Origin of the sequence: Pseudactinotalea sp. Z1732, from assembly GCF_049724975.1 — a bacterium.
GTDB lineage: Bacteria > Actinomycetota > Actinomycetes > Actinomycetales > Beutenbergiaceae > CALKWS01.
In genome coordinates this window covers 653,988-665,681 of the sequence record NZ_JBMPQC010000001.1, presented here as the reverse complement: position 1 = coordinate 665,681, position 11,694 = coordinate 653,988, and the positions used below count along the sequence as shown (strand labels likewise).

Here is an 11,694-nt window from a genome sequence, read left to right as displayed (position 1 = left end):
AGCTCGATCTCCTCGCGCGTCAGTGTCGCTGCCACAGTTGTTCCCATCCCTCATGGACGCCATGCGCGTCCTCAGTTGTTCCAGTAGTCGAGTTGTCCGGAATCGGCTCCCGTCTCAGGTGCCGGCGCTTCCCGGTTGTGTAGTTGCGGTGCCGTTGTTCAGGTGATGGATAACAGAACCGCCCGGCCGGCTGAGCCCGACGGGCGGTCTGTGGGTGGCGGCCTCAGGCCGTGGCGGCCTGTGGTACCCGGGCCACGAGGGACTTGATCTTGTCGGGCCGGAACCCGGACCAGTGATCACCGTCGGCGAAGACGACGGGTGCCTGCTGGTAGCCCAGCGCCTTCACCGTCTCCAGCGCCTCGGCGTCGAGGCTGATGTCCACGATGGTGTAGTCCAAGCCGTGCTTGTTCAGCGACCGGTACGTGGCGTCGCACTGCACACATGCCGGCTTGCTGTAAACGGTGATGCTCATGCCGTTTCCCCTTCTTCGAATGCTGCCCGCTGGTCTGAGGGTCTGGCGGTTCCGCCACACAAATCACGAGCACGTAACTACATGGATGTTGTTCGCTCGACCACTATACCTAGTGGTGCGGAACTTACGTGGACCCTAGGTGTTGTGTCGTGCCGACGGGCGCGTCGCGCACGCGGCGTGTCCTCCACACCCCCTGCGGGGTCTCCTGTGGACGACGACGGCGAACCTGTGGATAGCGTGTGCGCCGCCTTGTGCACAACGTTGAGATGGCAACGATCGACCCCCTATGGTCCACATCCACAGGTGGAGGAACCTCATCCAAGGAATCTGTGGGTCCACCGCGGTGTGCACAGGAACGCGCGGTGTCCACAACCTCCGACACACCCCGCGCCCGGCGTGTCCGCACCAGACCCGGAGAGTCAATCACCTCCACACCGGGCCGGGCCCGGCCGGACCCGAGTTGCGCCGTCGTGCACATTTTCCCACCGGCCACTGACATCGGCCGTGGACGTGGGCGGCTCCGGCCCGAGGACCGGACCTTCGATGGGTTCCTCTACCCATTCCGCAACCGTCCAGGTGGCAGCACAGTGGTGTCCATGAAGACACCACGCATCATCGCCGCCCTTGTCGTCGCACTCGGCGCCGGAACTCTCGTCAGCGCCTGCACCACCACCCAGTACAACTGCCAGAACAGCGCCTGCACCATCACCCTGAGCGGTTCGGGTGCCAGCACCGAACCGGCCGGGTACACCGTGGAACTGCAGGGCTCGGACGGTCAGAGCGCCGACTTCTCCATCAACGGGCAGGCGGCAACGTGTACCGAGGGCGAGACCGTGGAGGTCGGTGGTTACAGCGCCACCTGCACCGAAGTGGGCGACAACCATCTGGTCGTCGACATCGCCTGATCGACCCCGGAGCGCCCGCGTAGGGCCGGAAGCGGCCGGTCAGGACGGGGCGACGTCGACGAGGACCTTCATCACCTCGGCCTCACCGTTACGACGGATCGCCTCACCCAGCGCCTCCAGGGGGAACCGGGCCGAGACCAACCGGTCAAGGTCGAGATCGGCTGCCAGAGCGATAGCGGCCGGCCATGTATCGGTGTACCGGAACAGCCCCTCGATCTTCAGTTCCCGGCTCTGCACCAGGAACACATTCAGCGCCACCTCCTCGGCTGCCATCCCCACCAGGACCGCAAGCCCGCCGCCGCGGAGGGCACGCAACCCAGCAGCGAGCACGCCCGGCGCACCAGAGGCGTCGATGAAGGCGTCGAAGGCCCCTTCGGGAGCCGTCTCCGTGAGCGGGTCGAAGACCTCGGTGGCGCTCATGTCCTGCGCGACCTCGCGGCGCGGCTGCACCGGATCGGCCACCACGACCTGCGTAGCCCCGAAGCCCCGGGCCGCGGCTGCACACAGCACCCCGATCGGTCCGGCGCCTGCCACGAGAACGCGCGATCCCGGGACCACGGCGGCCTTCCGCGCTGCGGCGATCCCCACCGACAGCGGCTCCAGCAACGCCACCGCGTCGTCGGAGTATCGCTCCGGCACCGGATGGGCGAGGTCCGCCGGCACGGTGACGTACTCGGCGAAGCACCCGTGCACCGGTGGTGCGGAGAGGAACTGCATCTGCGGGCACAGGTTGTACTGGCCGGTTCGACAGTGCCAGCAGTACCGGCACGGCCGCTGCGGCTCGATCGCCACCCGGCGCCCGATCAGTGAGTCGGGCCCGCCAACCTGCTCACCGGTGGCAACGATCGTGCCCGCGGCCTCGTGGCCGAGCACCAGCGGCTCGAGCACCTCCAGATCACCGACCCGACCGTGCTCGTAGAAGTGCACGTCGGAGCCGCACAAACCCACCGTATGGACGCGGATGAGGACCTCGCGCGGACCCGGAGCCGGAACCGGCCACTCCTCCAGGTGCAGTTCCCGAGCCCGGTGCAGCACCGCGGCACGCATGGTTCGCGGGACCGTCGTCGTCCTTCCCGTTGGTGTGTTCACGCAGGCACCCTACTGCGCGCCATCAACAGTCTCGAGGGGGACGAGGTCTCCGCCTGCGCATGCGGAGGCATGGGCCGCTTCCAGGACGGCGACGGTGTGAGCCGCTTCCCTCGGATCCACCGGCACCGGACCGTGCCCACGTATTGCCGCGGCCAATTGGTGGTAGAACTCATCACAGGACTGCAACGGCGCCAAGTCACCGTAATGCTGAGTTGTCCCGTCCGCCCGCTCCAGGCGCAGCGAGGTGAAGTCATCACACATGATCGTGCCCTGCTCTCCGAAGACGGCCCACTTGGGCAGATCGAGCACATTCTCCCGGAAGATCTCGATCCGGGACAGCACCCCACCCCCGAAGCCGAGCCGCAGATCCAGATAGTGCTCGACCTCGTCGCCGGCGTAGGTGTGCATCACTGCCGAGACCGTCTCCGGCGGCCCACCGTGGAGGACGACTTGGTGATCGATCAGATGCGGCGCGATCAGGTAGGACACCCCGCCACCACCTCCTCGATGGGCCCAGGTGGCCAGGTCCGACCCGGCGTGCGGCCGGTCGGTACCCGCGACGACGTACTTGCCGCCATGCATCCGTCGTTCCTCGACGCGCCACACGGGCCCGACTTCGCCCTCGCCGACCAGCCGCCTGATCAACTGGAACGAGGGTTCCCATCGGCGGTTCTGGAAAACGGTCAGAATCCGGCCATGGGCCTGGGCCGCATCGAGCATCGCACCGGCCTGGGCGGTCGTGACAGCCATCGGCTTCTCCACGACGACATGCTTCCCAGCGGCCAGGGCGGCCACCGCGACCGACTCACGCAGATGGTGCGGGGTCGCAACCACGACCACCTCGACGCGGTCGTCGGCGATCAGGCCTTGCCAGTCCTGGTGGGCGACGGCACCGAAGCGGGCTGCCGCCGCTTCCCGGCGCTCGGCACGGGCGCTGGTCACCGCCACCAGCTCGAAGTCGTTCGACCCCGCCAGGGTGCCCTCGGCGTGGTAGTGCCAGCCGCTGTTGCCCAAGCCGATCAGGCCGACGCCGATGCGCTCACCACTCATTCGGCGTCGTTCGCCGCGCTGGTCTCGGCGGCGGATGGCCGGTACCACTCGACCAGCGCCGTCTGGGTCCACCGGGAGTCGCCGGCAGCCAACACATCCTCGAACACCCGCCGCAACGCCGCGGTGAACGGCATCCGCGCCCCGATGCTCTCCGCAGCCGTGAGGGCGTATCCCATGTCCTTGGAGTGCAGCGCCATCGTGCCGCTGGTGCCGTAGCGGCGCTGCACCATGGCCGGCAGTGTGCGTTCCAGCATCCGCGAGTTCGCGCCGGTACGGCGAAGTGCCTCCGGCAAGACCTCCAGGTCCACCCCGGCGTGTTCGGCGAAGCCGATGACCTCACCGATCACCCCCATGCCGACACCGCTGAGCACGTTCTGCACGAGTTTGACGTACTGCCCATGCCCGTGCGGGCCGACGTGCTCGGTGTGCACCGTGACCGCATCGACCCACGGCCGCACGGCCGCCAGCGCCTCGGTCGTCCCACCGGCGAACCCGACCAGGCCCTCGGGACCGTAACTGACCGGGATGTCGAGCACGTGCACCCCGCGGGCATTCCCCTCGGCGGCCAGGGCCTGGGAGCGTGCCGGGTGATTGGTGCTCATGTCGACCAGGTACGCCCCCCGGCGCAGCACCTCGATCGCGCCCTCGTCGAAGAGCACCTGATCCACGATCTGGGAGTTCGGCAGTGACAGCACGAACACGTCGGCCACGGCGGCAACGTCGCGCGCCGACGCTTGCACCGTGGCTCCGGCGCTGCCGGCCCGCTCCCGGGCGTCCGGATCCACGTCGTAGCAGTGCACGACCAGGCCTGCCTCGACCGCTGCGGCTACCAGATCTGCTCCGACGTTTCCGAGGCCGATGAGGCCATAGGTGTCGGTTCTGTCCTCGATGGTCATCGGCTTGCTGCTCCTCCTCCGTCGACGGCGACGGTCGTCCCCGTCATGAAACTTGCGTCATCGCTGGCAAGGAAGGCGATCGCTGCCGCGATCTCCTCCGGTTCGGCCAGCCGACCCAACAGATTCCCGCCCGTAGCACCGCGCATCTGCTCACGCGCTGCCTGTGGGTCGGCATGATCGTTGATGTGCATCTCGGTGATCGTGCCCCCGGGAGCCACCCCCAGCACGCGTACACCCTGCGGTGCCAGGGCCGCAGCCATTGACCGGGTGACTGAAACCAGCGCCGCCTTCGTGGCGTCGTAGATCCAGCGTCCCGCTCGGGACCGGTAGGCCGCCTCGGAGGAGACGGTCACCACCACCCCACGGGCCGCCACGAGAGCCGGGGCCAGTTGGTGGACCAGGTCGGCCATCCCGCGTACGTTCACGGCGAAGAGTTGGTCCCAGCCGGCGAGCCCCTTGCTCAGGAACGGATTCTCCTGGACACCGTCAACATGTACCGCCCCGGCACAGCCGATCAGACCGCCCAGTTGTGGGTACCGGTCCGCGATCTGGGTGACCGCTGCGACGATCGAAGCCGGATCGGCGAGGTCGCAGCCGATGACGGCGGCGCTCCCCGCTGCGCTGCGCACCGCCTCCTCGGTGGTGGTGGCACCGGGAAGGTCCCGGTCGAGCAGGATCACGTGTGCACCCTCGGCTGCGAGCCGCTGCGCGGTGGCTCGTCCGATCCCGGAGGCCGCGCCGGTCACTGCGATGGCACGGCCGGCGAATCGCTGCGGATGCGCGTTCATCACTTGATTCCAGTGGTCGAGATGCCGTCGAGGAGGAGTTTCTGGAATGCCAGGAAGAACCCCAGCACCGGCAGTAGCGACAGCAGGGACATCGCGAAGAGTCCTCCGTAGTTCGAGGTGCCGGACGCATCCACGAACAATGCCAGACCGATGGGCACCGTGTAGTTGCCCTGGCTGGTGAGGTAGATCAGCGGGCCGAGGAAGTCGTTCCACGCCCAGATGAAGGAGAACGCTCCCGTTGTGGCCAACGCCGGCACCGACAGCGGCAGCATGATCTTCAGGAAGATCCGGGGGTGCCCGCATCCATCGATCCGGGCCGCCTCCATCAGTTCCTTGGGGATGAGCCGGAAGAACTGAACGAGCAGGAAGACGAAGAACGCTTCGGTCGCCAAGAACTTCGGCACGATCAACGGCAGGAACGTGTCCACCCAGCCCAGGGAGTTGAAGAGCAGGTACTGCGGGATCAACAACACGTGGAAGGGCAGCATGATCGTGCTGATCATCAGCGCGAACCAGATCTTGCGACCCCGGAACGGAAGCCGCGCGAACGCGTAGGCAGCCAACGAACAGGACAGGATGTTCCCGGTCACGGTCAGACCGGCGATGATGAGGGAGTTGAGGAAGAACGTTCCGAAACTGGTCTGTGCGACGGCGTTCCAGCCCTGGGCGAAGTTCTCCAGGGTTGGATTGGCGACCCACAGACTGTCCTCGACCAGAACCTGCTCCGACGGCCGGAAGGCCGAGGACGCCATCCACAACAGTGGGTAGACCATCACGAACGCGGCAGCCACCAGACCGACATGGATCAGTGTGCGCTGTGTATAGAACGGGATGGTGCCCAGTCGTCGTCGCGCCATCACCGAGGTCGCCGCACTCATGACTCACCATCCCCGTAGAAGACCCAATACCTACCGCTGGCGAAGACCGCCGCGGTCGCCAGTGCGATCACGACGAGCAGCACCCACGCCATCGCCGAGGCGTAACCGAAGCGGGACTCGGTGAACGCCCGCTGGTACAGGAGCAGCGTGTAGAACAAGGTGGAGCCGGCCGGACCGCCACTGCCCCCACTGATGACATACACCTGGGTGAAGGCCTGGAATCCGCCGATGACGGCCAGGACCCCGTTGAACAAGACGATCGGGGAGATCGAGGGCAACGTGATGTGCCGGAAGCTGCGGAACCGGCTCGCGCCGTCCAACGCAGCGGCCTCATAGAGGTCCGCCGGCACCTGCCGAAGTCCGGCGAGGAAAATGATCATCGGGGCCCCGAAGGTCCACACGTTCAGCACCATGATCGTGATGAGCGCGGTGTCGGGGTGTCCGATCCAGCTACGGCCGTCGATACCAACCACCGACAGCACGGCGTTGATGAGGCCCGCCTCACCCCAGACGAATCGCCACAGCACCGCGATCGCCACGGACCCTCCCAGTAGGGAAGGGACGTAGAAGATGGTGCGGTACAACCCCAGTGCGCCGATCCCCTTGTTCAGCAGCGTTGCCACGGTCAGGGCGAACGCCAGCATCACCGGTACCGAGATGCCCACGTACAGGAAGGTCACCTTGACCGACCCCCAGTACGCGGGGTCGACGGTGAACATCAGCCGGTAGTTGTCCAGGCCCACCCAGCGCATCGTCTGGAAGGACCCGGAGTAGTTGGTGAAGGACAGCGCCAGCGAGGCGAGCATCGGCAGCACCGTGACCCCGAAGAACCCGACCAGCCAGGGGGTGAGGAAGGCATAGCCGGCTGCGGTGGTGCGAGCCGACTCGCTCCATGTGCGCCTGGGTCGGCGCGGTCGCGGGCTCGATGCGGCTGACGGCGGCGGTGCCGAGTTGCGCGGTTCGATGTCGATCATGTCAGACGCCTTTCCGGGGTGGGGGCGCGGTGCGCGCCCACCCCGATGTTGCGGCTCAGAGTCCGGAGAGCGCGGTCTCGACCTGGGCCATGAACGCGGCCGCAGCGTCCTCTGACGTCGACTGGCCGAACACCACCTCTTCCCACGCTGTGGACAGCTGGGTGATCAACGGTTGGGTACCGTCCGGCCACACGTCGATCACCGCACCGGATTCGCGCAGGTCGTCATAGAGCGTGATCCGGTCCTTGATCGACTCATCGACGTCCGGGCTCGCCAGCATCTCCTCCAGGATCGAAGTCACCGGCGGCAGGCCGGTCTGCGTCTCCAGGATGAACGCGCCCTCGGAGGAGTTGATGAAGAAGTCGATCAGCGCAGCCGAGTCCACCACGTTCGTGCAGTTGTCCGAGATCGCCCACGAGTTCGCACCGACAACCTGGGCGGGACCTCCGGTGGGCGCGGGGGCCAGCGAGACCTGCCCGAGATCGAGTTGATCCAGCGTCCGTTGGAAGTCGGGCATGTTGTTGTCACCGGTGAAACTGACCAGGTTCCGGCCCGTCGCCATCATGCTCTGCGCGGTGGGCACGCCCTGGTACTCAGCGGTGACCTCACCGGAGGGCGCGGCGCCCTCCTCGACGGCGCGCATCCACAGGTCGAACCAGTCCACCAGCGTCTGTTCGCTGAACCCTGCCTCACCGTCGTCGAAGAGGCTCTCCCCCCGTCCGATTGCGAAGACCTGGAACTGGGTGACCGAGCCACCGCTGGCGCTGATGGCGAACCGATCGTCGGAGATGCTCGGCTGCGTATCGATGGCCCAGTCCACATAGTCCTCCCAGGTCCCGCTTGGATCTGGTGGCGTGCCCCCTTCCTCCTCGATGAGGGGAACATTCAGAAGCGCACCCTCGTACCAGATGCCCTTCGGTATCGAGTAGAGGTTCCCGTCCGGCGCCCGCTGGCTCTCCAGAATCTCCTCCGGGATCCCGGAGACGTCGATGGTGCCGTCCTCGATCAGATCATCCAGTGGGAGGAGTGAGCCCCGGTCCTCGTACCGCGCCTGGTACCGGGACTGCATCGCGGGGATACACGGCAGGTTGTTCGCCGCTGACTGCACCGAAAGACGGTCCCAGTGACCATCGAAGGTGGTCGGTTGGGTCTCGATCGTCACGTCCGGGTTCTCTTCCGAGAACAGGTCGACCACGTCCTGAACCGCGGCGTTACGTTCATCGGAGCCGTACCAGCTGATCGTCACCGGGCCCTCATTGGGCAGGTCGTCGCCGGCGGCACCACTGTCCGAACCACATGCTGCGATGAGCGCGACGGATGCGAGTCCCGCCGCCATCGGTACGACTCGTCTACGGCCATGGATCGGTGCCATGGCCTCGTTGCCATTGTGCTTCATGATCATCCTTATCTCTCGAGATCAGAATCTGATAGGGGCAGATAGCGCGCAGCGATCTCAGCACCTGCGCGAAGGTCGGCGAGCATGGTGTCCTCCTCGATCAGGGGGAGCTCGATGACCACGTATCCGTCGAATCCGGTTGTCAGGATTCGCGACAGAACTGCATCAAAATCGACGGCGCCGGCACCGAAGCGAACGAAGGTGGCCGCTCCGGGTGCTGCGCAGTCCTTGAGGTCCACCTGGACGATCCGTCCGGCGAACTCCTCCACGATGGCGACCAGATCATGGCCTGAGGCAAGGAAGTGCCCGGTGTCCAGGCACATCCCCACCGCCGGTGTCTGCACCGCATCGAACAGGTCCCGATAGTCCTGCGGGTGCTCGATGACGTTGTTGAAGTGGTTCTCCACGGAGATGGTCAGGTTCCGCTGTTCTGCTACCGGACCGATCAACGCCAAGAGGTCGATCAACCGCTCCAGACCGCCTCGTTGCCCGCGACCCGATCCGGTCGCCTTGATCACGCGCACGCCCAGGCGCTCGGCGGCTTCCAGCAGCCACATCCATCGAGCCGTCTCCCGGGCCACGTCCGGTGCATCCGGCCCGGGGGCGAACGGGGAGATCTGCAAACTGGCCGGCGTGAGGTCATGCTCTCGGCATCGCGAGACGATGCTGTCCAGACCAGCGGGCGTGAGGTTGCGGGCGTACCAGGCATTGAACTCGATCTGCCGGACACCGACCTGCTTGGCGTGGGTGAAAGTCCGGTGAAAGTCCTCGTCACCGAATCCGTCGAAACAGATGGTGGCGATGCTGACGGTCGCGGTGCTCATCGTGCACCTGCCGAGAAGTCAGGAATGTGCACACGCTCGCCATCGGCCATCGCCGACTGATGGGCGCAGATGCCCACCGAGGTCCAGTTCGCCGCTGTGACGGCGTCGATAGCGGAGGGGCGGGCCTCCACGATGCTGCGCACGAACTCGTGCGCCAGGTGCGGATGCGATCCGCCGTGCCCCCCGCCCTGGATGAAGGAGAGGTGCTCGTTGTCGTCGTCGTAGACGCCCTGCGTGGTGAACCCGGCGATCTCCTCCGGTAGCCGGCCGGCGAAGTCGGGGATCTCGATCGGTTCGGGGTCCTCCCCGACGTGCAGGATGTGACCACCGCCCTCGATCTGCTCCCACTCGAAGGACGCGCGGTCCCCGAAGACCGTGAAACTCTCGACGTACTGGTGGGCCGTCTCGAACAGGGACCGTGCAACCTCGGCGCCGACCGCCGAGTCCTTCAGGGTCAACAACGCACTCTCGACGGCGAACGGGGACCCGTACTTGCCGGCCAACTCCGGTGAGATGCGGCCGGATCCGAGGCAGACGACGCTCTCCGCCAGAGTGCCGGCCAATGCGAGCACCGGTCCGACCGCGTGGGTGGCGTAGTGCATCGGCGGCAGCCCTTCCCAGTAGCCCGGCCAGCCGGCCATTTCCTGGTAGTGCGCGCCGCGCAGGAACTGGATCCTGCCGATGGTGCCGTTGTGGACGAGTTCCTGCACGTGCAGGAACTCCCGGGAGTACACCACCGTTTCCATCATCATGTAGTTGCGTTCGGCTTCTTCCGCCGCGGTCACGATGGCTTGGCACTCCTCCAGGGTCGTCGCCATCGGCACGGTGCACGCCACGTGCTTGCCCGCCCGGAGCGCGGCGATGGTTTGCCCGGCGTGGTCGGGAATCGGGGTGTTGATGTGAACCGCGTCGATGTCCGGGTCCTGGATCATCTCGTCGTAGTCGGTGTAGCGGCCCTGGACCCCGTACCGGTCTGCCGTCTGCTTCAGGGCACCCTCGCTGCGTTGACACACCGCGACCAACTCGGCATCGGGGTGCGCCTGGTAGATGGGTATGAACTCGGCGCCGAAGCCGAGACCAGCAATGGCTACCCGTACCTTCTCTGTCATCGTTGACCTCCTTGCTCTCAGATTAGGAAGCCGACTGACCCGAACTCCATGCGTGATCCAGCATTGAACCTTAGATTTCTTACATGGACGCCATGACGGCATCTCGGCACGTGGCACTGCTCGTCGAGACCTCGAACGCCTACGCTCGCGGTCTCCTCGCCGGGATCCGCAAGTACGTGACCGACCGTCCCGGGTGGTCGATCTACCTTGCCGAGCACTCACGTCACGAGACCGACTTCTCCTGGTTGGAGGGGTGGCAGGGTGACGGGGTCCTTGCCCGCATCGAGAACACGGAGACAGCGGACTTCATCGGGCGGCTCGGGCTGCCGACGGTCGATCTGAGTGCTGCCCAATTGGTACCCGAACTGCCCGGTGTGGAAACCGACGACCGTGCCATTGCCCGCTCCGCGGTCCAGCACTTCGCTGATCGTGGCCTGACCAACTTCGCCTTCTGTGGGGATGCCCGGTTCCGATGGTCGACCAAACGCGGACACTGGTTCAGCGCGCATGTCCTCGCCCGCGGGAGCCAGGCTCACTCCTTCGAGATCCAGCCTTCCGGCATGCGCGCCACAGATCGGGACCGGCTCGCCACCTGGCTGCTCCGCCTTCCCAAACCCGTGGGAATTCTGGCCTGTTACGACATCGCCGGCCAAGAGGTACTCGAAGCCTGCAAGATCGCCGGCCTGTCGGTCCCGGACAGCGTGGCCGTGCTGGGGGTGGACAACGACGAACTCATGGTGAACCTCACCGCACCGCCGCTCTCCAGTATCGAACCCGACACCACCCGGACCGGCTATCTGGCGGCTTCGCTCCTCGATCAACTCATGAACGGGCACCGACTCGAGCCAGGGCTACGACTGATCGCCCCCGTGCGGACCGTGGCGCGGCAGTCCTCGGACATCCTCGCCGTCGACGACCCGCTCGTGGCCAAGGCACTGCGCTTCATCAGGGACCGCGGGCACGCGACCATCTCGGTGGAGCAGGTGCTGCGCCATGTCGGTCTGTCCCGTCGTGCCTTGGACTACCGGGTCCACGACACCGTGGGACGTACGGTCCACGGAGAGATCCTGCGGGTCCGCATGGGGCATGTGGCCGAGTTGCTGACCTCGACCGATTGGACGTTGCCGCAGATAGCCGAGCGCCTGGATTTCAAGCACGCCGAGTACATGGGAGTGGCGTTCAAGAAGGCCACCGGGAAGTCGCCCGGTCAATACCGCCGCGACAGCAACGGCGCGGTCGCGCGGCAGGATTTCGGGGTCCCGGCACCGGAGGACGCGCCAACTGAGCAGACCTGATCCGAAGCATCGGTCGGG

The 11,694-nt window shown here is 66.2% G+C and carries 12 protein-coding genes; 2 read left to right on the top strand and 10 right to left on the bottom strand.

What is annotated here, in order from left to right; translation table 11 throughout:
* Nucleotides 1-223: 223 nt before the first annotated feature.
* Nucleotides 224-472, bottom strand: a complete 249-nt coding sequence (gene nrdH / locus ACPL7H_RS03135; RefSeq protein ID WP_424787182.1) for a glutaredoxin-like protein NrdH — start codon at nucleotides 470-472, stop codon at nucleotides 224-226.
* A 596-nt stretch (nucleotides 473-1,068) separates the two neighbouring features.
* Here nrdH and ACPL7H_RS03130 point away from each other — a divergent pair.
* Nucleotides 1,069-1,377 carry a hypothetical protein gene (locus ACPL7H_RS03130; RefSeq protein ID WP_424795652.1) on the top strand — a complete coding sequence of 103 codons (309 nt, stop codon included), beginning with the start codon at nucleotides 1,069-1,071 and terminating at the stop codon, nucleotides 1,375-1,377.
* A 39-nt stretch (nucleotides 1,378-1,416) separates the two neighbouring features.
* On the opposite strand, the gene ACPL7H_RS03125 is transcribed toward ACPL7H_RS03130, so the two are convergent.
* The 9 genes from ACPL7H_RS03125 to ACPL7H_RS03085 form a co-directional block, all read right to left on the bottom strand.
* A complete protein-coding gene (locus tag ACPL7H_RS03125; protein WP_424795651.1) occupies nucleotides 1,417-2,466 on the bottom strand; it encodes an NAD(P)-dependent alcohol dehydrogenase in 1,050 nt (349 codons plus the stop codon).
* 9 nt (nucleotides 2,467-2,475) lie between these two features.
* The gene (locus ACPL7H_RS03120; protein WP_424795650.1) at nucleotides 2,476-3,516 is read right to left on the bottom strand and encodes a Gfo/Idh/MocA family protein; all 1,041 of its coding nucleotides are present in this window, start codon (nucleotides 3,514-3,516) and stop codon (nucleotides 2,476-2,478) included.
* Nucleotides 3,513-4,412, bottom strand: a complete 900-nt coding sequence (locus ACPL7H_RS03115; protein ID WP_424795649.1) for an NAD(P)-dependent oxidoreductase — start codon at nucleotides 4,410-4,412, stop codon at nucleotides 3,513-3,515. Before ACPL7H_RS03115 ends, ACPL7H_RS03120 begins: the two co-directional genes overlap by 4 nt.
* Entirely contained in the window at nucleotides 4,409-5,200 is a 792-nt protein-coding gene (locus tag ACPL7H_RS03110) for an SDR family NAD(P)-dependent oxidoreductase (RefSeq protein WP_424795648.1), read from the bottom strand. Before ACPL7H_RS03110 ends, ACPL7H_RS03115 begins: the two co-directional genes overlap by 4 nt.
* Entirely contained in the window at nucleotides 5,200-6,078 is an 879-nt protein-coding gene (locus ACPL7H_RS03105; protein WP_424795647.1) for a carbohydrate ABC transporter permease, read from the bottom strand. Before ACPL7H_RS03105 ends, ACPL7H_RS03110 begins: the two co-directional genes overlap by 1 nt.
* Nucleotides 6,075-7,052, bottom strand: a complete 978-nt coding sequence (locus tag ACPL7H_RS03100; protein ID WP_424795646.1) for a carbohydrate ABC transporter permease — start codon at nucleotides 7,050-7,052, stop codon at nucleotides 6,075-6,077. The genes ACPL7H_RS03105 and ACPL7H_RS03100 overlap by 4 nt, the downstream gene beginning before the upstream one ends.
* A 55-nt stretch (nucleotides 7,053-7,107) precedes the next feature.
* Nucleotides 7,108-8,298, bottom strand: coding sequence for an ABC transporter substrate-binding protein (locus ACPL7H_RS03095; RefSeq protein ID WP_424795645.1), 1,191 nt, complete (start codon nucleotides 8,296-8,298; stop codon nucleotides 7,108-7,110).
* A 158-nt stretch (nucleotides 8,299-8,456) separates the two neighbouring features.
* On the bottom strand, nucleotides 8,457-9,272 hold the full coding sequence (locus ACPL7H_RS03090; RefSeq protein WP_424795644.1) for a sugar phosphate isomerase/epimerase family protein: 816 nt from the start codon (nucleotides 9,270-9,272) through the stop codon (nucleotides 8,457-8,459).
* On the bottom strand, nucleotides 9,269-10,381 hold the full coding sequence (locus ACPL7H_RS03085; RefSeq protein ID WP_424795643.1) for a Gfo/Idh/MocA family protein: 1,113 nt from the start codon (nucleotides 10,379-10,381) through the stop codon (nucleotides 9,269-9,271). Before ACPL7H_RS03085 ends, ACPL7H_RS03090 begins: the two co-directional genes overlap by 4 nt.
* 83 nt (nucleotides 10,382-10,464) lie before the next feature.
* Here ACPL7H_RS03085 and ACPL7H_RS03080 point away from each other — a divergent pair, with 83 nt between their 5' ends.
* Entirely contained in the window at nucleotides 10,465-11,676 is a 1,212-nt protein-coding gene (locus tag ACPL7H_RS03080) for a substrate-binding domain-containing protein (RefSeq protein WP_424795642.1), read from the top strand.
* Nucleotides 11,677-11,694 lie beyond the last annotated feature (18 nt).